Origin of the sequence: Prevotella sp. kh1p2 (assembly GCF_900111525.1) — a bacterium.
Lineage (GTDB): Bacteria > Bacteroidota > Bacteroidia > Bacteroidales > Bacteroidaceae > Prevotella.
In genome coordinates this window covers 75,956-98,120 of the sequence record NZ_FOHY01000001.1, presented here as the reverse complement: position 1 = coordinate 98,120, position 22,165 = coordinate 75,956, and the positions used below count along the sequence as shown (strand labels likewise).

13 protein-coding genes are annotated in these 22,165 nt (G+C 51.0%); all 13 read left to right on the top strand.

Going from position 1 to position 22,165, the window contains the following annotated elements; all coding sequences use genetic code 11:
* The first annotated feature begins 77 nt into the window (after positions 1-77).
* The 13 genes from BMW31_RS00470 (at position 78) to glmM (ending at position 21,775) form a co-directional block, all read left to right on the top strand.
* On the top strand, positions 78-905 hold the full coding sequence (locus tag BMW31_RS00470; protein ID WP_091820197.1) for an ROK family protein: 828 nt from the start codon (positions 78-80) through the stop codon (positions 903-905).
* A 199-nt stretch (positions 906-1,104) separates the two neighbouring features.
* On the top strand, positions 1,105-4,296 hold the full coding sequence (locus BMW31_RS00465; RefSeq protein ID WP_255404762.1) for a SusC/RagA family TonB-linked outer membrane protein: 3,192 nt from the start codon (positions 1,105-1,107) through the stop codon (positions 4,294-4,296).
* A gap of 17 nt (positions 4,297-4,313) precedes the next feature.
* On the top strand, positions 4,314-6,041 hold the full coding sequence (locus tag BMW31_RS00460) for a RagB/SusD family nutrient uptake outer membrane protein (RefSeq protein WP_091819713.1): 1,728 nt from the start codon (positions 4,314-4,316) through the stop codon (positions 6,039-6,041).
* Between the two features lie 34 nt (positions 6,042-6,075).
* The gene (locus BMW31_RS00455; RefSeq protein ID WP_091819711.1) at positions 6,076-6,984 is read left to right on the top strand and encodes a hypothetical protein; all 909 of its coding nucleotides are present in this window, start codon (positions 6,076-6,078) and stop codon (positions 6,982-6,984) included.
* Between the two features lie 623 nt (positions 6,985-7,607).
* A complete protein-coding gene (locus tag BMW31_RS00450) occupies positions 7,608-8,201 on the top strand; it encodes a TetR/AcrR family transcriptional regulator (RefSeq protein WP_091819708.1) in 594 nt (197 codons plus the stop codon).
* 62 nt (positions 8,202-8,263) lie between these two features.
* Positions 8,264-9,016: a 3-oxoacyl-[acyl-carrier-protein] reductase gene (fabG, locus tag BMW31_RS00445; protein WP_091819706.1), complete on the top strand. Its 753-nt coding sequence runs from the start codon at positions 8,264-8,266 to the stop codon at positions 9,014-9,016.
* A gap of 183 nt (positions 9,017-9,199) precedes the next feature.
* Positions 9,200-9,874: an RluA family pseudouridine synthase gene (locus BMW31_RS00440; RefSeq protein WP_091819703.1), complete on the top strand. Its 675-nt coding sequence runs from the start codon at positions 9,200-9,202 to the stop codon at positions 9,872-9,874.
* A 424-nt stretch (positions 9,875-10,298) separates the two neighbouring features.
* Entirely contained in the window at positions 10,299-14,924 is a 4,626-nt protein-coding gene (locus BMW31_RS00435; RefSeq protein WP_091820195.1) for a translocation/assembly module TamB domain-containing protein, read from the top strand.
* Entirely contained in the window at positions 14,911-17,277 is a 2,367-nt protein-coding gene (locus tag BMW31_RS00430; RefSeq protein ID WP_091819700.1) for a translocation and assembly module lipoprotein TamL, read from the top strand. The genes BMW31_RS00435 and BMW31_RS00430 overlap by 14 nt, the downstream gene beginning before the upstream one ends.
* 152 nt (positions 17,278-17,429) lie before the next feature.
* Positions 17,430-18,341, top strand: a complete 912-nt coding sequence (locus BMW31_RS00425; protein WP_091819697.1) for a sugar phosphate nucleotidyltransferase — start codon at positions 17,430-17,432, stop codon at positions 18,339-18,341.
* A gap of 123 nt (positions 18,342-18,464) precedes the next feature.
* Positions 18,465-19,508 (top strand): DHH family phosphoesterase, encoded by a 1,044-nt coding sequence (locus BMW31_RS00420; RefSeq protein ID WP_091819695.1) that lies wholly within the window; start codon positions 18,465-18,467, stop codon positions 19,506-19,508.
* Positions 19,509-19,607: 99 nt separating this feature from the next.
* Complete coding sequence (locus BMW31_RS00415; protein WP_091819693.1) at positions 19,608-20,246, top strand: DUF4827 domain-containing protein; 639 nt, start codon at positions 19,608-19,610, stop codon at positions 20,244-20,246.
* Positions 20,247-20,371: 125 nt separating this feature from the next.
* Positions 20,372-21,775: a phosphoglucosamine mutase gene (gene glmM, locus BMW31_RS00410; protein ID WP_091819691.1), complete on the top strand. Its 1,404-nt coding sequence runs from the start codon at positions 20,372-20,374 to the stop codon at positions 21,773-21,775.
* The last annotated feature ends 390 nt before the right edge of the window (positions 21,776-22,165 follow it).

Genomic DNA, 22,165 nt, shown 5'->3' with positions numbered 1-22,165 from the left:
GAGATGACAAATCATAATACAGCACTATAATGGAGGGTGGCGGGAACTCGCAACCAACAACACAAAGATTAAAGTTTATGAAAATAGGTGTAGATTTAGGAGGTACAAATTTGAGAGTAGGCCTTGTTGATGAAGGGCAAATAGTAAAGATGCTGGCCACGAGATGCCCGGCAGATCAGCCTGAAGGGGTGGTTGTAGATGCAATATGTGACTTAATAGCCCAGCTGTGGAATCCTATGGTCACAGGAATAGGCGTGGGTGTCCCGTCGCTTGTAGACTCTGTACAGGGCATTGTGTATAATGTCGTGAACATTCCTTCGATGAAAAAGGTATGCCTAAAAGATATATTGTCCGCTCGTTTTGCAACTCGTGTAGCAATAAATAATGATGCGAATTGCTTTACTTTAGGCGTTCATAAATATGGAGAGGGGAAGCCTTATAAGCACTTAGTGGGCATAACGGTTGGAACGGGATTGGGTGCAGGACTTATCATTAACGGCAAACTCTATTCCGGACATAACACCGGGGCAGGTGAAATAGGCTGCTTACCTTACAGTGGACATAATTTTGAGTATTATTGCAGCAGTGCTTTCTTTTTAAGAAATTACGGTAGCGATGCTGCCAATCTTGCTACTACACTAACCGATGAGGTGGCTGTGATTAATGCTTGGAAAGAGTTTGGATGTCATTTGGGCCATTTGGTTTGCTCTGTGATTGACGCTTATGATCCGGAAGCTGTTGTTTTTGGTGGTGGTATTGCACAGAACTATTCGATGTTTTATCCAGCTATGCTGCGGGAAATATATAAATTTCCTTTTCCAGAAACAGTTCGACGCCTTCATGTCTTACATGAAACAAAGGAAGATGTTGCACTGCTTGGGGCTGCTCAGCTCGTAGAAGAGTAGTAGCCTATATTCGGAGTGTAAAATGCTGTTGAGTAGAAATAATGTAGAATAATCGTTATAGACAGTTGAAAAGCTTCAAGCATAATGTGGAAAATAATACTATTTGAACCATAATTGTCAAAGTTTCAACCTTTCTTGTGCATTCTTTTTATATATTCGCCGCATTAGACTTGGCAAAAAATCATTAACACTTAAATTTATGGATGAAAAATCAGGATTATTCCCTATGGGATGTCGTTTGAAATCAAATGGCAGAATTTTATTGTCATCTTTGTTTATGCTTGTCTGTACCCTCTTGCATGCTCAGAGTATGAAGATCTCAGGAAGCGTTAAATCTGCATCTGATGGTGAACCTCTGGTTGGGGTGAGCATTGAACAGCGTGGTGCCAGCAATGGTGCTGTAACGGATCTGGAAGGTAATTTTACAATGAATGTGGAAGCGGGACAGCGTTTGGTGTTTAGTTATGTTGGCTTTGTTTCAACAGAAGTGACGGTGAAATCTGGCAGAAGCGTGTACGATGTAATATTGAAGGAAGACCAGAAATCTCTGGACGAAGTGGTTATTATGGGCTATGGCGTTCAGCAGAAAAAACTGGTCACGGGATCTACCATCCAAGTAAAAGGTGAGGATATAGCCAAACTCAATACCGTTTCGGCTGTAGGCGCATTGGCGAGCCAAAGTCCCGGAGTCCAAATTGTCTCAAATTCGGGTAAGCCTGGAGCCGGTTATAAGGTCTCAATTCGAGGCCTGGGCACCATGGGAGATGCCTCTCCAATAGTTGTGATAGACGGTTTGGTTGGCGGCCTGGATAATCTCAATAATATAAATCCTAATGATATAGAGAGCATTGACGTCTTGAAGGATGCTGCTTCTACGGCTATCTATGGTGCACGCGCTGCCAATGGTGTTATTCTTGTGACCACAAAGAAAGGAAAACAAGGCAAGGCGCAGATTACATTCGATGCCTATGTAGGATGGCAGAATATAGCCCGAAAGCCTCAAATGCTGAATGCCAAAGAGTATGCCACTATAATGAATGAAGCTAATATCAACGACGGATTGGCGCCGTTTGATTTTTCATCAATTGTGCCTGATTGGGCTCAGATAGAAAACGGAGAATGGAATGGTACAAACTGGGTTGATGAAGTGATCGGCAAAAACGCTCCGCAGCAAAACTATTCCTTTGGCGCTTCAGGCGGGATGAATCAAGGAAACTATTCTATAGGGATAAGCTACACATCTCAAGAGGGAGTGATAGGCCGAAATTATTTTAAGTCTCAATATGAACGCTATTCTGCAAGACTTAACTCAGAGTGGGTGCTTGTAAAAAGGCATGACCTTGATTTATTGAAGTTTGGTGAGAATTTGCAGATGAACATGACAGTAAATAGCGGATTGGGTGTTCAGACGGATGGACCTTATAACAATAACCTTCGCTGGGCTATGGAGGCTTTCCCATTCATGAAAGTGTATGATGATACTGGAGATTGGTCAAAATGTATAGGTTCCTGGAGTGCGTTAAGAGCTAACCCTATTGCTCGTTTGTATTATGATGGAAAGAATAATAGTGGGAAAAACTATTCCGTACGTGGTAATTTCTATTTTATATTAAGTCCTATTAAGGATTTGAATATCCGCACTTCGTTTGGATATGGCTATGCAGGTTGGACCAGCAGAAGTTTTGCAGAACCGTACGATTTGGGCGGAACCTTTCAGCGAACGGCGGATAACACCAGTCAGAGTTCTGGAAATGACTATTCATGGACATGGGAAAACACTGCGAACTATAAGTTTAATGTGAAAGGTAAACATCATTTCGATACATTAATCGGCATGTCCGTAGAAAAATGGGGCTATGGTGAGAGTGTAGGTGCCAGTAGACAGAAGTCGACATTTGGAGACTGGAAACATGCTTATATTTCTAATACTATTCAGCAGGAAGCCGTTTCTACGTGGAGTATGTGGGGCACACCGTCTACTCAAGGACGTTTGCTATCCTATTTCGGCCGTGTAAATTATGACTATGAGAATACTTACATGTTCACAGCTATCTTGCGTGCCGATGGCTCTTCCAACTTTAAGCGTGGACATCGCTGGGGATATTTTCCCTCTGTGTCTGTAGGTTGGAATATAATGAACGAAAGTTTTATGCAAGGAGCAAAGAACTGGATGGATTATCTAAAATTGCGTACCAGCTGGGGACAGAATGGTAACTGTGCTATTAGTAATTTCCAATATCTCTCGACAATAAATGTCGGAGGAGCTGATTATTATTTTGGTAATGATAAGACGAACAAAACTACGGGCTCTTATCCAGATATCTTGGCTAATGAAGATATAACATGGGAAACTTCAGAACAAATAGATTTAGGTATTGATGCTCGCTTCTTGAAGAGCCGGTTGGGACTTACCTTCGATTGGTATCAAAAAACAACCAAGGATTGGTTGGTTCAAGCACCAATACTTGCATCATATGGAACCGGTGCTCCGTATATCAATGGAGGCGATATTAGGAATACCGGTGTTGAATTGGGGCTTACCTGGAATGACCATTACGGAAATGACTTTTCTTATGGTGCGTCACTTAACCTTGGTTATAATAAGAATGAGGTGACAAAGTTAGCGAATGGAGAAGGCGTTATCAATGGCAGCTCGGATGCCATTTCTACACAGACTGATTTCATAACCCGTGTAGAAGTTGATCATCCTATCGGATTCTTTTATGGCTATAAAACATTAGGTGTTTTTCAGAATCAAGATGAAGTATATGCCTATAAAGACAAAACAGGCAATGTTATAATGCCTTCAGCTCAGCCTGGTGATGTTATATTTGCTGATGTAAATGGTGATGGCGTTATTTCTGCCGAAGACCGTACCCAGATTGGTGATCCTCATCCCGACGTCAATCTCGGTTTGAATTTAAATGCTTCTTACAAGGCCTTCGATATATCAATCACTGGTTTCGGCGCTTTCGGTCAGCAGATTGCTCATTCATATCGTGACTTTGGAGATAATCCGAAAGACAATTTCACCATGGATATTGCTGCAAACCGTTGGCATGGAGAGGGGACCTCAAACCGTTATCCGCGTATAACAATATCCCCGCATCAGAATTGGAAATATATTTCTGATATCTATGTAGATAATGGAGACTTCTTCCGCATATCCAACATAACGCTTGGTTTTGATGCCAAGAAGATATTTACAAGTATTCCTTTGCAGCAGGCGAGATTCTATATTTCAATGTCGAATCTATTCACCTTTACAGGATACAAGGGAATGGACCCTGAAGTAGGCTATGGCGCTTATTCCAGTTGGTCTCAAGGTGTGGATATTGGTAACTATCCTTCGTCTCGTACATTTATATTAGGTATAAATATTAAGTATTAATCTAATTTGTATTATTCATGAAAAAGATATTTTGTCTCATAGCTTGTTTCTGTATATTCGCAAGTTGCTCGGATAGTTTCTTGGATACAGAAAACCTGACTAAGAAAGATAGTGGAGTTTTTCCAAAGAAGACTGAAGATGCAGAACAAATACTTACAGCTATGTATCGTCCTGCTATGGGTGATCCCAATAGTCCTCAAAGTTCGACATTGTTGATTGCAGAACTGATGTCTGATGACCGATTTGGTGGTGGAGGTACCGATGACCATGACATTCAAGCAATAGCGGCATTTAAAAAAACAAGTGAGAATATGTATGCCCGATACTGGTCGTTGAGGTGGGAAGGTATCTATAGAGCAAACTTCCTGCTAAATTGTGATGACAATATCCAGTGGGATTCAGAGGCAGTAAGAAATCAAGTGCTTGGCGAAACGTATTTCTTGAGAGCCTATTATTACTTCGAACTTGCTCGCGCTTTTGGTAATGTGCCCTTAGTTCTCAGCCCCGACCCTGTTAATAATGCTCAGGCTCTACCTGCAGAAATGTATGGGCAGATAGTCTCTGACCTTAAAAATGCTATAGAAAAACTTCCTGCAGAAAAGTGGACAGCTGGCTCTGGTGTTGGAACCGATGGACATGCTACCAAATGGGCTGCAGAAGCTCTTATGGCTCGTGTGTTTCTCTTTTACACTGGATATTACAATCAGGAAACCGTCACTTTGCCAGGTGAAGCGGGAGGCTCAATCGGTAAGCAGGATGTAATTGCTTATTTGGATGATTGCATCAATAATTCCGGACACTCACTTGTTCCTGAATTTCGTAATTTATGGCCTTATTCTGCCGCAAAAGACTATAAATATAACATAGATAATAAACTGAAATGGATTGGTGACGGGGCTGATGGTGCAGCTTTTAGTAATCCGGAGGTTCTCTTTGCAGTTAAACATTCTGGTAATGATTGGAGCGCTCGAAACAATGATGCCCTGTTTTTTAGTCTTCGCTATCAAGATGATAAAGGAGGTTCGTGGGAAAACTGCTATCCTTATGGCGAAGGATGGGGTTGTGGCACAGTTGTAAAAGAACTGTATGAGAATTGGCCGGTTGAAGATCCAAGACGCTCTGGTTCTATATTAAATGTAGATGATGCAAAAGAAGGATTGGTATCTTACGTGGATGGAGGTCAAAACCAAGTGTACGATACCCATTTGTGGAATAAGAAATACACGGCCATTGATACGAAGAGTGACGACCCAGAATACACATCTTATTTGGGTAAAGGTATTGAGCCGCTTTACTGGCATTTAATTCCTGCATTTGAGACGGCTCAGAATCCAGATTATCAGTCAAACAATTTACAAGACTGGTTTGTTATTCGTTTTTCGGATGTTTTGTTGATGTCCAGTGAACTGAAAAAGGATGTAAATGGAATTAATCAGGTTCGTGCGCGTGTTGGATTAGCCCCTATCAGTGCGTATTCTGATGAAGCTCTTCAGAACGAACGACGCTGGGAGTTGGCATTCGAAGGTATTCGCTATTATGACTTGCTAAGATGGCACAAAGAAGACCTGATTACTTCTCATCGGTCAAATGTAAAAGTGCTTAATCAGGCTGTAGAAACAGTCGTGTCGGTTCCTTTTAGAAAAGAAACGAAAGGTTTTCTGCCCATACCCGACCAGGAAATTCAGAAGTCACAAGGCGTTTTAAAGCAAAACGGAGGTTGGGCTTCAAACGAAGGAAACTTCTAAAAATGTAATGTAGAATACTTAAATATCAGCAAGCATGAAATGTATAAAATATATATGGCCACTTCTTAACACGGTGTTTATTTTGATGTTGGTCTCTTGTATGGATGCAGAGGTAGACAACGACTCTCTTGGTTCTGTCGTTCCAGCTGAAGAAATAGCTGCCAATCTTGATGTTCATGGCATTACACCGGGCAGTAATATGGTTGTTATAAAGAACAATAATCAAGGAATTAGTGGTATGTGGGATTATTTGGTAGGCGTAACAACCGCGCAGACCGATACCGTACTTATACCTTTCCTTGGCGAACAGACTTTGAAGTTCTATGCAACTTGTGGCGGTGGGCAAGTGTTAGTAGAAAAGAAAGTAAAGATAGATGTTATTGACCATCCTCTTGATGCCTCATGGGCCATGTTAGCAGGAACTGACAATACGGGCAAAAGTTGGACCTGGGATCCGGCTCCTGCCCGTGGCAGTTGGGGATGCTGGGGTGCTGGTGGCTATGGCTGGAGTTCCGATGTGCCCAACTGGTCGTGTACGGATATAGGTGGTTCAAATCAGGGGCATACAGTTTATGCCGATGAATATATCACTTTTGACTTGAAAGGTGGAGCCAACGCTACTCTTCATCTCCATGATGGCTCTGTTGTTAAAGGCAGTTTCTCATTTTCTAAAGGAACATCGGCAGATAAAGCCGGATTGAAACCTTCTTTCCGGGATGGTAGTGCCACTGGTCAAGGTTGGTGGGGGACGTTGACCCTAAAAGGCGTTACCCCTCCTTGTGGGTATCAGTATTATTCAGGAGCACCAAGTACGGGTGTTTACGATATTGCTGTCTTCAATGAAAACGAGCTGATTTTGATAGAACCAGATCCCGGAGCTATCTTTTGCGATCCAGCCTGGGCATCGTCTTCTACACATTGGTGTTTGGTAGAGAAAAAATAAAGAATCTGTATTTCTCTGCTATTAGAAGAATCAAGCATATAATAATTGGTAAATGAGTTCTTTACAAGAACAAAGACGCCGATGAAAATCTGATTTATGCACCGACTGTATTAAACCATAGAGTTTCTATGAAGTTAGATGTTAAATAAAATGTTTCTTCCAGCAGAATGGGCTCGATAGTGTACTGGGCTCATTCTTTTTTAACAGCTATCTTTCTCTATTATTGAGTTTGTTTATGTGGTACATACAATCTTTTCATTGTTGGCACCCTTTTCAGGGATGTTCATTGCCATTTAAAATCAGCCGAAGTCTCAACTTCCTTTCTGCTAAAGCGGGACGAGCTGTTTGAAAGTCATAAGCGCATAGTCCAAAGCCTTGACTCCTATATACAGCTTTGAAGCGTTTACAGAGGTTCTTGACATAAGACTGTACTAAGTTTGCGCATTTTCATGAAGTGTGAAGAAAGTTTCTAAAGAATAGTTTTCTGTTACCTTTACGCAGTGCTTTGTCATCGCGGTTTTTTGCATTTTGTCCGAGAATTATTTGCTCAAACCAAAATAAAGTCATATTTTTGCACAAGCATTGTGACATGTGCAATAGATTAATTTAGGGAGGACAACAAGATGTCAATATCCAAAACGCGACAGAAATTAGTGGATGTAGCGCGCCAGCTGTTTGCCAAGAACGGCATTGCCAACACCACCATGAACGATATAGCCATTGCTTCGGGCAAGGGCCGTAGGACCCTTTACACTTATTTCAGCCGCAAGGAAGACGTCTACTCGGCCGTCATCGAGTCCGAACTGGAACGTTTGTCCGACAAGCTCGATGAGGTTGCGGCGATGAAAATAAGGCCTCAGGACAAGATAATCGAACTGATTTACACCCATCTGAGCATGATACGGGAGACCGTAGTGCGCAATGGAAATCTGCGAGCCGAGTTCTTCCGCAACATCTGGATGGTGGAGAAAGTGCGCAAGAACTTTGATGAAGACGAGATAGAGCTCTTCCGCAAGGTCTATGCAGAGGGCAAGGCAGACGGTGAGTTCGACATCGAGAACGTGGAACTGGTAGCCGACATCACCCACTATTGCATCAAGGGGCTCGAAGTTCCATTCATTTATGGCCGTTTGGGGCATGGACTGAACGTAGAATCCAGCAAACCGCTCGTGGCAAAGGTGGTGTATGGCGCCCTTGGCAAGAACCTGCAGAGGTAGCGCAAGGCTGCAGCAGTAAAGTAACAGATTGATAACAACGTAACAATTAAATCATAAACAACATGGGATTATTATCAGGTAAGACAGCTCTCATTACTGGGGCTGCACGTGGAATTGGAAAAGGTATCGCCCTGAAGTTCGCTTCCGAAGGCGCAAACATTGCTTTCACCGACCTCGTTATCGACGAAGAGCACGGCGGATTGGCCACCGAACGCGAGATTGCTGCGCTGGGTGTGAAGGCCAAGGGCTATGCAAGCAACGCCGCCGACTTTGCCCAGACGGAGGAAGTAGTTAAGCAGGTGAAGGAAGAATTCGGCTCAATAGACATTCTTGTAAACAATGCCGGCATCACGAAAGACGGCCTCATGCTGCGCATGACCGAAGCTCAGTGGGACGCCGTGATAGCAGTCAACCTCAAGAGTGCGTTCAACTTTATCCATGCCTGCGTACCGGTAATGATGCGCCAGCGTGGCGGCAGCATTATCAACATGGCCAGTGTGGTAGGCGTACACGGCAATGCAGGCCAGGCAAACTACGCTGCTTCCAAGGCCGGACTTATCGCCCTGGCCAAGAGCATTGGGCAGGAGATGGGCCCCAAGGGCATCCGCGCCAACGCCATAGCTCCCGGTTTTATCGATACGGCCATGACTCAGCAGCTCTCGGAGGACATCCGCAAGGAGTGGATAAGCAAGATTCCATTGCGCCGCGGCGGTCAGGTTGAGGACATTGCCAATACGGCTCTCTACCTTGCATCCGACCTTTCGAGCTATGTTTCGGGTCAGGTCATCCAGGTAGATGGCGGTATGAACATGTAGGGAGACCATTCATCATTCACAATTGAGGGCCATGTGGCATTCTTGCTGCAGTGCAGAAGCATTGTCATGTATAAGAATCGGGCATGGTGTACCTCTCATTGTGAATCGTGAATTGTGAATGATGAAGAGTGCGCTCACCTCATTGTTAATTGAAAATTGTGAATGATGAATTCATAATTAATTATGGAAGTCGTTTACGAAGACAACCACATCATCATTGTTTCCAAATCTGCGGGCGAGATTGTACAGGGTGACAAGACCGGCGATGCGCCGCTCTCCGACGCCGTGAAGGATTATCTCAAGGAGAAATACCACAAGTCCGGCAACGTGTTTCTTGGCGTGGTGCATCGTCTCGATCGCCCTGTAGCCGGCCTGGTGGTGTTTGCCCGCACTTCAAAGGCATTGCCCCGGCTCAACGCCATGTTCCGTGAAGGGCAGGTGCACAAAACCTATTGGGCCATTGTGCAGCAGCCCCCGCAGGAGCCGGAGGGCACGTTGACCGACTGGCTCGTGCGTAACGAGAAGCAGAACAAGAGCTATGCGTACGACCACGAGGTGCCGAACGCCAAGAAAGCGGTGCTAAGGTACCGCGTCATCGGCCACACCGACCGCTACACACTCCTGGAAGTAAACCTCCTGACAGGCCGCCATCACCAGATAAGATGCCAGCTCGCGCGTATGGGTTGCCCCATTAAGGGCGACCTGAAGTACGGAGCACGCCGCAGCAATGCCGACGGCAGCATCTCTCTGTTGGCCCGTCACGTCGAATTCATCCATCCTGTCTCCAAGGCAGAGATATCCGTTACCGCCCCGTTACCTGCCGACAGCCTGTGGCAGGCCATTGCACCAGAACTGTAATAGAACAGTTAACCGATTATTCTTTATCACTGATGAGAGCATAAAAACCATTAAAATTGCGAGCCGGAAGATTAAGGTTGTTCTTCTTCCACGGCATATTCTCCACATTATCACTCCGGCCTTATGTCGCAAAGAGTACAGACTTGCAGGACAATTAATGGCTTGCGGGAACTTTTGACACCTGTCGCACGATTGTGTGACAGGTGTCGAATTCATGTGCGACAAGTGTCGAAAGTTCGCGAAAGATATCTCCAACACTTCAACGGCTGTTTTCTGTGCACGCCGCTTGGTGCGTTTCGGAAGGCAGGGAACTGAAAGGCGACTTTTGTTAAAATACAGACGAAAATTTCCTTGTTTCCAAAAAAAATGCTTACTTTGCAACCATTATATGCCGTTCTGCCAGCAACGGCGCCACCAAGGGCTTATGAAGAAAGTTGCAAAGTGGGCCGGAATTGCGATTCTTGTGCCCATCCTGCTGTTTGCGTTGCTTGTTCTGTTGTTTTACTTCCCCCCTTTTCAGAACTGGGCAGTAAAGCAGGTGGCCGCTTATGCTTCACGCCAAACGGGCATGGAGATAAGCGTTGAGCACGTAAACCTTGATTTCCCACTTAATTTAGGCATTGATGGCGTCAAGGTGCTGCAGCCCAACGACTCGCTGCCACAGGTCAGAGACACTGTTGCCGACGTGGGTCACGTGGTTGCCGACATCCGTCTGCTGCCCCTGCTGCGCAAACAGGTGGAGATAGACGAGCTGCGGTTCAACGACCTGAAGGTGAACACGGCCAACCTGATACACGAGGTGCGCATCCGCGGAAGGGTGGGGCAGCTGGCCCTGAAGGCCCACGGTATAGACCTGAACCGTGAGACCGTGAGGCTGAACGAGGCGCAGATAGCCGACGGCAGCATACAGATAGAGCTGAGCGACACCGTGCCGCCGGACACTGCTCCGAGCAAGAACTTCTGGAAAATACGGCTCGACAGCGTCCGCTTTACCCGTACCGCGCTGGCCGTCCATCTGCCCGGCGACACGCTCTCGGTTTCTGCCATGATGCAGCATGCCACCGCAACCGGCGGCTACCTTGACCTGCACAAGGGCCTCTACAAGGCAGCAAGCCTGCTGTGGCAGGGGGGCACGCTGCACTATGACAACAACTTCGAGCCACGAGCAGAGGGTTTGGACTTCAACCATTTAGCTTTGGAGGAGCTGACACTGAAGGCCGACTCCTTTTATTATTGTGACTCGCGGCTCGACATACGCCTGCGCGAGAGCCGGTTCCGCGAAAAGAGCGGCCTTGCCGTGAGCAACCTGAGCGGTCCCTTCTCCATGGACTCCACGCGGTTGTGGATGCCCGCGCTGGCTGTTCGCACTCCGGAGTCGACCCTCAGTGCCGACTTTGAGATGGACCTCAATACCTTTGACGACTGCAACCCGGGCAAGCTGAAGGCCACAGTGCACGGCAGCATCGGCAAGCAGGACCTCATGCACTTCGTTGCCGATGTGCCCGCACAGTTCCGCAGGCACTGGCCAAACTATCCGCTGCGCGTAGACGGCGTGATGCGGGGCAACATGCAGAAAGCCCACTTTGCCGGGTTGGTGCTGCGGTTGCCCTCGGCTTTCAACGTAAAGGCCGACGGTTTCATCAGTCATCTTACCGACATGAAGCGGCTGGCTGCCGATGTCGACATCGACGCCCGCACCTATAACCTCGGCTTCCTCACGGCTCTGCTCGACAGGGAGACCGCCCGCAGCATCCGCATTCCATCCGGTATATGGCTGAAAGGCAACCTGAAGAAGACCGGAAACGTGTATGCCGCCCGCTTTACTGCCCGCGAGGGCGGGGGCAGCGTGGGCGGAACGGCCTCGGTAGATGTTGACCGCATGGCCTATCAGGCTAAGCTCCGGGCCAACAACCTGCCCCTGCAACACTTCGTGCCGGGGCAGGGTTTGCACGCCTTTACTGGCTCGGTAGACGCCCGGGGCGTGGGTACCGACTTCCTCTCGCCCCGCACCCGCCTCTCTGCCAAGGTCAACATCGGCCGCTTCAGGTACGGAGACTACAGCCTGGACCACATGAGTGGCGTGGCAACCATAGCCAACGGGCGGATAAAAGCCGATGTTGACAGCCGCAACCGGCTACTCATGGGGCAGCTCTCCTTAAACGCGCAGACCTCCAAGCGTAGCCTGCGCGGCACGTTCTCCTTCGACTTGAGCAAGGCCGACCTGTTCCGTCTCGGCATTGCCGACAGTGAACTGTCGGCTGCCCTCAGCGGTCACGTTGACGTGAATACCGACTTCCGCGACTACTACAAGGTGCAGGGGCGGGTGAGCGACATATCAGTGGCCGACGGGCGGCAGTCCTATCGGCCCGAAGATGTGGTGCTCGACGTGCTTGCCAACCGTGATACAACCCACGCGGTGGTAGACTGCGGCGACTTCCACCTCAACCTCAACGCCCGCGGGGGCTACCGCCGGGTGCTGGCGCAGGGCAGCGGTTTCGTGACCGAACTGCAGCGGCAGCTCAAGAACAGGCATATAGACCAGGTGCGACTGCGCAGCCGTTTGCCGCTCGGACGCGTCTATCTGACCAGCGGAAGGAACAACATTGTAGGCCGTATCCTGCAACGCTACGGCTACACTTTTGGCCAGGCGTTCATGGACATGACGTCGTCGCCCGTGGCGGGGCTCAACGGCAACGTGCGGATTGAGGCGCTGACGGCAGACAGCATACAGATAGATACGGTGAAGTTTGCCGTTATCTCGGATGCCACCGAGATGACTTACACCGCCCAGGTGCGCAATAACAAGAAGAATCCGCAGTACGTTTTCAACGCTCTTTTTAACGGTAACATCGATGAGAACGGCACTAATCTGACGGCGCAGATATTCGATGAAAACGACAAACTGGGCATCAGCCTCGGCGTGGCGGGCGATATGGAGCCGCACGGCATACGCTTCCACCTCTTTGGCGATGACCCGATACTGGGTTACAAGCAGTTTGCGGCCAATGCGGACAACTACGTTTTCCTGGGCGACGACCGCCGCGTGTCGGCCAATCTGAAGCTGGTGGCAGCCGACGGCATGGGCGTTCAGGTCTACACCAACGACGAGGACCGCGACCATCTGCAGAACGTAACCGTCTCGCTCCATCAGTTCGACCTGGAGAAAGTGCTCTCCGTGATTCCCTATACGCCCGATGTTGCGGGCATGATGAACGGCGACCTGCACCTTATACAGACGGCCGACGAGCTCTCGGTGTCGTCGGACGTGCGCATAGACAACATGTTCTACGAACAAAATCCGATGGGTAACGTGGGTGCCGAGATAGTGTACATGCCGCGGCAGGACGGCTCCCACTATGTAGACGGCATACTCTATCGCGACGACAACGCCGTGGGAACCCTCCGGGGCACGTACAATTCGGCTGGTGCAGGCTTCATGGATGCCACGCTGAAGCTTGAACGGCTGCCGCTGTCGATGATGAACGGCTTCATTCCCGAGCAGCTCTTCGGCTTCCGAGGCTATGGAGACGGCGAGCTGAAGATACGAGGAGCCCTGTCGAAACCCGATGTTGACGGCGAAATCTACCTCGATTCGGCCTACCTGATGAGTGCTCCGTACGGCGTGGAGATGCGCTTTGCCAACGACCCCGTGCGCATACAGGACAGCAAACTGCTGTTCGAGAACTTCGAGTTGTATGCCAACAACGACAGTCCGCTTAATGTTTCGGGCTCTTTCGACTTCTCGAATACCAACCGGATGATGCTCGACGTGCGCATGCGGGCACAGAACTTTGAGATCATAGACGCCAAGGAGAACCCCCGTTCGGAGGCCTACGGCAAGGCGTTCGTGAACTTCTACGGAGCCATGCGCGGGCCGGTTGAGAACCTGTCGCTATTGGGCAGGCTCGAAGTTCTGGGCTCTACGGACATGACTTACGTGCTGCGAGACTCGGAACTGGCCACCGACACGCAGCTTGACGAGCTGGTTAAGTTCACCGACTTCAATGACACAACGACCGTGCAGGTAGTTCAGCGGCCGCAGCTCACGGGTTTCAACATGAACCTGAGCATCAACGTAGACGAGTCGGCACACATCATGTGCATGCTCAATGCCGACCACAGCAACTACATAGACCTCATGGGCGGCGGCGACTTGCGGCTTAGCTACAATCCGACGGACGACATCAGGCTCACCGGCCGCTACACTCTGAACAACGGAGAGATGAAATATTCGCTGCCGGTTATTCCGCTCAAGACCTTCACCATACAGGACGGCAGCTACATAGAGTTCCAGGGAGAGCCCTACAACCCGCTGTTGCACATCGCTGCCACGGAGCGGATGAAGGCTTCGGTCAACGAAGGAACGGGGCAGGGGCGGCAGGTTGAGTTCGAAACCGGCGTGAAGTTGTCGAAGACATTGAACAGTCCGGGCATCGAATTCATCATCGAGGCGCCCAATGACATGAGCATTCAGGACGAGCTGAACACCATGACGGCCGAGGGACGCAGCAAGGTCGCCATCACTATGTTGGCCTCCGGCATGTACCTCTCGGATGGAAATACGCGCGCGTTCTCCATGAACAGCGCGCTCAGCTCGTTCCTGCAAACCGAGATAAACAACGTGGCAGGCTCGGCGCTGCGCTCCATGGGGCTCGATTTAGGTATGAGTGTAGACAACACGGTGGGTGCAAGCGGCGCCATGCACACCGACTACAACTTCCGTTTTGCCAAGCGATTGTGGAACAACAGGCTCAATATCGTGGTGGGAGGAAAGGTCTCCTCGGGCTCTGACCTGGAGCAGGGACGCGACCAGACCTTCTTTGACAACGTGGAGCTTGAGTACCGGCTGGACCAGAACTCCAGCAAGTATTTGCGCCTGTTCTACAACAACAATAAGTACGACTGGCTCGAAGGGCCCATCGGCGAGTACGGAGCAGGCTTCATGTGGCGCCGCAAACTGCAGCACTTCTGGGACATCTTCAACTTCAAGAGCGACAAAGTACAGCTGCCGCAACAACCAAGAGACTCTGTAAGAAATGAAAAGAAATAACCTTCTACCGGCCCTCTGGGCACTGTTGCTGGCAGCAGTAGCCGCCTCGTGCTCCACTACCAGCGCCATTCCCGAGGGCGAACAGCTCTTTACCGGGCTCAAGCACATCAAGTACACGAACTTCGAGAAGAGCAAGCATGCCACCACCACGCAGGAAGAAATGGAGTACGCGCTGGCTTCGGCACCCAACGGAGCGCTCCTGGGCAGCAGCTATTACCGCACGCCTTTCCAGTTCAAGCTCTGGATATGGAATGCTTTTTCGCGCTCGGAGAGCGGCTTCGGCAAGTGGATGGTCCGCGCTTTCGGCACCCAACCCAAGCTGATGAGCGCCGTGAACCCCGCTCTGCGCGCACAGGTGGCGGCCTCGCAGCTGCGCAAGTACGGCTACTTTGACGGCAAGGTGGGCTATGAAGTCATTACACAGCACAACCCCAAGAAGGCCAAAGTGGCCTACACGGTCGATATGGGCCATCTGTGGACGCTCGACTCCGTGCGCTACGTCAACTTTCCACCGTTTGCCGACAGCCTCATAACGGCCCATGCCGCCGAGGCGCTCATCAGAAAGGGCGACCCCTTCAGCGTGCCCGCGCTCGAAAGCGAGCGCCAACGCGTGAGCCGGCTCTTCCGCAACAACGGCTATTATTACTACAAGGCGAGTAATGCCTCGTATCTGGCCGATACGGTGAACGTGCCCGGCAAGGCGCGCGTGAGGCTGCAGATGGCCGACAGCTTGGAGACTCGCGAAACCAGGCAGTGGTACATCGGCAACATCAACGTGAACTTCCGCAAGCAGTTCATGGAGGTGCTGCGCGACAGCATGCGCCGGGGCCACTTCACGGTGCGCTACAACGGGCGCCGCCCACCCATCCGTATGGGCGCCGTCAGGGGCGGACTGCGGTTCCGTCCGCGCCAGCTCTACAACCTCGAGAACGAGGAGCAGGCCGCCTTGAACCTGCACAGCATGGGCCTGTTCAGCTACAGTTCGCTGCAATTTACGCCCCGCGACTCGTCCGAAACGTGCGATACGCTGAACCTGACGATGGACTTGGTGTTCGACAAACCTTACCAGTTCTACATCGAAGCCAATGCCAAGGGCAAGACGTCGGGCCGCATCGGCCCCGAGCTGGTGCTGGGTTTAACGAAGAACAACGCCTTCCACGGGGGCGAGAAGCTGGACATCAACCTGCACGGCTCCTACGAGTGGCAGACCGGACACAATGCCGAGGGAAGCTCGTCGAAGTTCAATTCCTACGAGTACGGTGGCGACGTATCGCTCGTGTTGCCGCGACTGCTCACGCCGAACACCATCTTCAAGACCCTTGAACGCCGTGAGCAAGGCGCCCGAAGGTATCGTTCAAGGCGCTTGAAGCATAGCTATTTGCAAACCCCCACTACCACGCTGAAGGCAGCGATGAATATTCTGAACCGCGCGGGGTACTTCAAACGCCATGTTGTATCGGGCGAACTGACCTACGATTTCTGGACTTCGGCACAGTCGCATCACAGTTTCAGTCCGCTTATCCTCTCGTATGAGTACATGCACGGACAAACTTCCGCCTTCCTGGACCTGCTGCAGAAGAACCCTTACCTGCAGGTTTCCATGCGCGACCAGTTTGTACCGAAGATGAGTTACACCTATAATTATATAAGCGCACCTGCCCTGCGCAATCCCATCTCGTGGTCGGTCACGGTGAGCGAGGCTGCAAACATCCTCTCGCTGGGCTATGCCGCCTTCGGCGAAAAGTGGAACGAGAAGGACAAAACCATGTTCAAGAACCCCTATGCGCAGTTTGTCAAGGTAGAGACCGACTTCTCCAAGAAGTGGCAACTCGCCGAACACACCTCGCTGGTAGGCCATGTAAGCGCCGGCGTAGTTTACAGCTACGGCAACGCCGAGCAGACTCCGTACTACGAACAGTTCTATGTGGGCGGCGCCAACAGCATCAGAGCCTTCAACGTACGCAGCATCGGGCCGGGCAGATACTTCCCGCCCGACTCCAAACTCTCGTACATCGAGCAGACCGGCGACGTGAAGTTCCTGGCTAACCTGGAGTACCGGCCCCACCTGTTCGGCAGCCTCTACGGCGCATTGTTTCTCGATGCAGGCAACGTGTGGTCGCTTCACGGCGACGACAACCGTACCGGTTCCAAGTTCGAAGCCAAGAACTTCTTCCGCCAGATGGCCGTAGGAACGGGCGTGGGACTGCGCTATGACCTCGGCCTCTTCGTCATCCGGCTCGACTGGGGCTTCGGTCTGCACGTGCCCTACGACAACGGCAAGAGCGGCTTCTACAACATCAAGTCGTTCCGCGACGGGCAGAGCATCCACCTGGCCGTGGGCTATCCGTTCTGAATTTGCCTCCTGCTGCCACTCCCGAAATGTGGGCAGGAGTGGCTGCTCAAATGGAGGAAGCACAAAATAAACTGCATTTGAGGGGCCTGTAGTTTGCCGATTGTCAATTAAATTGTTTACTTTTGCATTCAGTTACATTAAATATCAAGATTATGAAACCAACCTTATTACTTCTTGCTGCCGGCATGGGCAGTCGCTACGGAGGCCTTAAACAGCTCGACGGGTTAGGCCCCAACGGTGAAACCATTATGGACTATTCAATCTATGACGCTATTCAGGCCGGCTTCGGCAAGATAGTTTTCGTGATTAGAAAGGACTTTGAACAGGAGTTCCGCGATAAGATACTCTCCAAATACGAAGGCCACATACCCGCTGAACTTGTGTTCCAATCGCTCGACGACCTGCCTGCAGGCTTCTCGGTTCCCGCAGGCCGCGTAAAGCCTTGGGGCACCAACCACGCCGTATTGATGGCTAAGGACGTTATCAAGGAACCCTTCTGCGTCATCAACTGCGACGACTTCTACAACCGCGACAGCTTTATGGTACTCGGAAAGTTCCTCAGCGAGCTGCCCGAAGGCAGCCGCAACCGCTACGCCATGGTAGGTTTCCGCGTAAGCAACACGCTGAGCGAGAACGGTACAGTGGCCCGCGGCGTGTGCTCAAAGGATGAAAACGACAACCTGACCACCGTCGTTGAGCGCACCGAGATAGAGCGCCACGAGGCCGGCGTGCAGTACAAAGACGAGCAGGGGCAGTGGGTTACCGTGCCCGACAACACGCCCGTGTCCATGAATGTGTGGGGTTTTACGCCCGATTACTTCGCGTACAGCGAGGCGTACTTTAAGGAGTTCCTCTCCAATCCGGCCAACCTGGCCAACCTGAAGGCAGAGTTCTTCATCCCCCTGATGGTCAACAAGCTCATCAACGAGGGCACCGCAACGGTCAAGGTACTTGATACAACCAGCAAATGGTTCGGCGTTACCTACGCTGCCGACCGTGAGAGCGTGGTTGAGAAGATACAGAAGCTGGTGGACGAGGGCGTCTATCCCGCCAAACTCTTTTAGCTATGGCAGGCTTACTGACAGCAACAGAGGGCGCAACCTGCGGGTTTTGCCCTCTTTTTTTATGCTAAAATAACACCTTCATGCACCCCGAATCGGCAATCTTTTACTATCTTTGCATCCATTATGCGAATAGAAATACTCTCCGAAACCGAGCTTTCGTTGCTCAATAAGCTGATAGACGAGGCCGACAACATCGTGATTTGCTGCCACAAGTCGCCCGATGGCGACGCCTTGGGGTCCAGCCTCGCCTGGGCCGAATACCTCAAGAACCAGCGCGGCAAGGACCCGATGGTGGTGATACCCGATGCCTTTCCCGACTTTCTTCAGTGGCTGCCAAACACCGAAACGATAGTGAGATACGACAAACATGCCGACATCGTGGACGCTGTCATGCAGCACGCAGACCTTGTCTTCTGCCTTGATTTCAACGCCATGAACCGTGTCGACGAGATGGAAGAGGTGCTTACGGCCTCTCCGGGGCACAAAGTAATGATTGACCATCACCTCAACCCCGAGCCCGCAGGCATCGAGCTGCTGGCTTCCCATCCGGAGATGAGCAGCACCTCGGAGCTCATCTTCCGCATCATCTGGCAGCTGGGCGGCTTCGAACTCATGTCAAAGAAGAACGCCGCACAGATATACTGCGGCATGATGACAGACACCGGAGGCTTTACCTACAACTCAAACGACCCCGCCATCTACTTCATCATCAGCCAGCTTCTTACCAAGCAAATCAACAAAGACAAGATTTACAGGCAGGTGTTCAATAACTACAGCTCGTGGGCCATACGCCTGCGCGGCTATCTGATGTACCGGAAACTGAACGTGTTCGACGAGTTCCACGCCGCTTATTTTACCATTACGCGCCAGGACATGAAGGATTTTCACTTCATGAAGGGCGACGTCGAGGGGCTTGTCAACGAGCCCTTGCGCATCAAGGGGCTCAAACTTTCCATCTCGCTCCGTGAGGACGACCGCCACGACAACCTCATCTGGCTGAGCCTGAGGTCGGTAGACGACTTCCCGTGCAACGAGATGGCGGAGCGCTTCTTCAATGGTGGAGGCCACCTGAACGCCAGCGGCGGCAGGCTGCAATGCTCGATGGATGAGGCTGAAAAAATTGTACGGCAGGCCCTCATAGCCTACGCCGAGAAGCTGAAACGCTGACTCCGGTATGGTAAAAAAAGCAAAATAAACGCCCTGCCCAAGCCTAATAGCCAATCTTTTCGTATCTTTGTACACTGTAACATATTATATTCACTGTAAATGAAGAAACTTACCAGTCTTTTGTTACTGCTCGTCGGAGCCTTTGCCTTTATGGCTTGCAACGACACGGAGACCTATGCCGACCAGCGTAAAAGAGAGAACGCTGCCATTGCACGCTACATAGCCGACTCATCGGTAACGGTGATTTCGGAAGCTGCTTTTGCCGCCAACGGCTACAAGACGGATGTCAGGAAGAACGAGTTCGTGCTCTTTGCCAGCAACGGCGTGTACATGCAGATTATTGAACAGGGCTGTGGAGAGAAACTGAAGGACGGCGAAACGGCCACAGTTCTCTGCCGTTTCAACGAGCGTAACCTGCTTACCGACTCGCTCATCCTGTCGAACAACGTGCTGGCATACTCCATGATAACCGACAAGATGTCGGTTTCCAATACCTCGGGCACGTTCACCGGCTCCTTCATACAGGGCGAGAGCGTGATGGCCAACGCCTATGGAAGCACCTCGGTGCCCGGCGGCTGGCTGGTTCCCTTTACCTATATTAACGTAGGGCGGCCTGCATCAGCCAACGAAAGCATTGCCAAGGTGCGCCTCATTGTACCTGCCGCGCAAGGCCAGCGGTCGGCATCGCAGTACGTGTACCCCTGTCTTTACGACATAACCTACATGCGCGGACGGTAGCATTCCGTACCCCGGGCGGGCTCGGAGCGGCACTGCCGGAACGGCAAACAGCAATCAACCAACAACCGGAAACATGGAGTGGGGCCCTTCCTTGTTTCGTTTTTCCGGTTTTTAATAGAAGAAATATGACTTTAATCAAATCCATTTCAGGCATCCGCGGTACCATTGGCGGACGCGCGGGAGACACACTAAACCCGCTCGACATCGTTAAATTCACTTCAGCCTATGCCACCTTCATCCGGCGCAGCACGGCAGCAGGCGGCCGGCAGGCCACCAACACCATCGTGGTAGGCCGCGATGCGCGCATTTCAGGCGACATGGTAAGGAACGTGGTGTGCGGAACATTGATGGGAATGGGCTACAACGTGCTCGACATAGGCCTTGCCACAACCCCCACCACGGAGCTTGCCGTGCGCATGAGCCAAGCCGACGGCGGCATCATTATTACCGCCAGCCACAACCCCAGGCACTGGAACGCCCTCAAACTGCTCAACAGCGAGGGTGAATTTCTGACCAAGGACAACGGCAACGAGGTGCTGGCGATAGCCGAAAAGGAAGACTTCGAATACGCCGACGTTGACCGTCTGGGCCACTACACAGAAGATGACAGCTTCAACCGCCGCCACATCGAGGTCGTGCTCAACCTCCGTCTGGTCGACGCAGAGGCCATTCGCAAGGCGCACTTCAATGTAGTTGTCGACTCCATCAACTCCGTTGGCGGCATCATCTTGCCCCAACTGCTCGACGAGCTGGGCGTGTCCTACACCTTCCTGAACGGCAAGGCAGACGGCGACTTCGCACATAATCCCGAGCCGCTGGAGAAGAATCTGGGCGGCATCATGGGCGAGTTAGCCAAGGGCGGATACGACCTTGGCATCGTGGTTGACCCGGATGTAGACCGCCTTGCATTCATTCAGGAAGATGGCCGCATGTTCGGAGAGGAGTACACGCTGGTGAGCGTGGCCGACTACGTGCTCTCGCACGACGCCGGAAACACCGTGAGCAACCTCAGCTCCACACGTGCACTGCGCGACGTAACGCTGAAACACGGCGGCAGTTACTACGCCGCAGCCGTTGGCGAGGTAAATGTAACGACGAAGATGAAGGAAGTTGGCGCCGTCATAGGCGGCGAGGGCAACGGCGGAGTCATCTATCCCGAGAGCCATTACGGCCGCGATGCCCTCGTAGGTATTGCCCTCTTCCTGAGCTCACTGGCCCAGAAGGGCTGCAAGGTGAGCGAACTGCGCCGCTCGTTCCCCACCTATTTCATAGCCAAGAACCGCATAGACCTCACTGCCTCTACCGATGTAGACGCCATCTTGCTGAAGGTCAAGGACATGTTCGGTGCCGAGCCGGGCGTTACGGTAACTGATATTGACGGCGTGAAGCTGGACTTTGCCGATAAGTGGGTGCACCTGCGCAAGAGCAACACGGAGCCTATTATCCGCGTGTACAGCGAGGCTGCCACCATGGAAGAGGCCGACGCACTGGGCAAGAAGCTCATGCAGGTGGTCTACGACATGCAGTAACGGCTTTCGCCCAATCACATACAGAGGCATCTCCCCAATCGGTGGAGATGCCTCTTTTTGTGCCTTTACAGTAGCAAACATCGTTGCTGCGGTTGCCGGAAATCCTTATGAAGGGTGCTGAAGCTATGCTTCGGGAACTTTCGACAAGTGTCGCACGATTATTCGACACCTGTCACACAATCGTGCGACACTTGTCGAAAGTTCCCGATTGTGGTCTTTTGCACCTTGAGAGGATGTTTCTTTGCCCCTTTTTCATGCCTTTTTCTTTCTGCACGTTTATGGGTTCATTTGTTCGTTTGCTGTTCTGCTGCTTGCACATCATCCCCTCCTAACCTCCCCTTTCTAAGGGGAGGAAGCGTTGGTGACAATTCGTTTTGTAATTGAATAAGA

What these genes read in the sequence shown, in the direction of transcription:
- BMW31_RS00470 (WP_091820197.1), top strand. Translation starts at nt 78, where the DNA reads ATGAAAATAGGTGTAGATTTAGGAGGTACAAATTTGAGAGTAGGCCTT.
- BMW31_RS00465 (WP_255404762.1), top strand. Translation starts at nt 1,105, where the DNA reads ATGGATGAAAAATCAGGATTATTCCCTATGGGATGTCGTTTGAAATCA.
- BMW31_RS00460 (WP_091819713.1), top strand. Translation starts at nt 4,314, where the DNA reads ATGAAAAAGATATTTTGTCTCATAGCTTGTTTCTGTATATTCGCAAGT.
- BMW31_RS00455 (WP_091819711.1), top strand. Translation starts at nt 6,076, where the DNA reads ATGAAATGTATAAAATATATATGGCCACTTCTTAACACGGTGTTTATT.
- BMW31_RS00450 (WP_091819708.1), top strand. Translation starts at nt 7,608, where the DNA reads ATGTCAATATCCAAAACGCGACAGAAATTAGTGGATGTAGCGCGCCAG.
- fabG (WP_091819706.1), top strand. Translation starts at nt 8,264, where the DNA reads ATGGGATTATTATCAGGTAAGACAGCTCTCATTACTGGGGCTGCACGT.
- BMW31_RS00440 (WP_091819703.1), top strand. Translation starts at nt 9,200, where the DNA reads ATGGAAGTCGTTTACGAAGACAACCACATCATCATTGTTTCCAAATCT.
- BMW31_RS00435 (WP_091820195.1), top strand. Translation starts at nt 10,299, where the DNA reads ATGAAGAAAGTTGCAAAGTGGGCCGGAATTGCGATTCTTGTGCCCATC.
- BMW31_RS00430 (WP_091819700.1), top strand. Translation starts at nt 14,911, where the DNA reads ATGAAAAGAAATAACCTTCTACCGGCCCTCTGGGCACTGTTGCTGGCA.
- BMW31_RS00425 (WP_091819697.1), top strand. Translation starts at nt 17,430, where the DNA reads ATGAAACCAACCTTATTACTTCTTGCTGCCGGCATGGGCAGTCGCTAC.
- BMW31_RS00420 (WP_091819695.1), top strand. Translation starts at nt 18,465, where the DNA reads ATGCGAATAGAAATACTCTCCGAAACCGAGCTTTCGTTGCTCAATAAG.
- BMW31_RS00415 (WP_091819693.1), top strand. Translation starts at nt 19,608, where the DNA reads ATGAAGAAACTTACCAGTCTTTTGTTACTGCTCGTCGGAGCCTTTGCC.
- glmM (WP_091819691.1), top strand. Translation starts at nt 20,372, where the DNA reads ATGACTTTAATCAAATCCATTTCAGGCATCCGCGGTACCATTGGCGGA.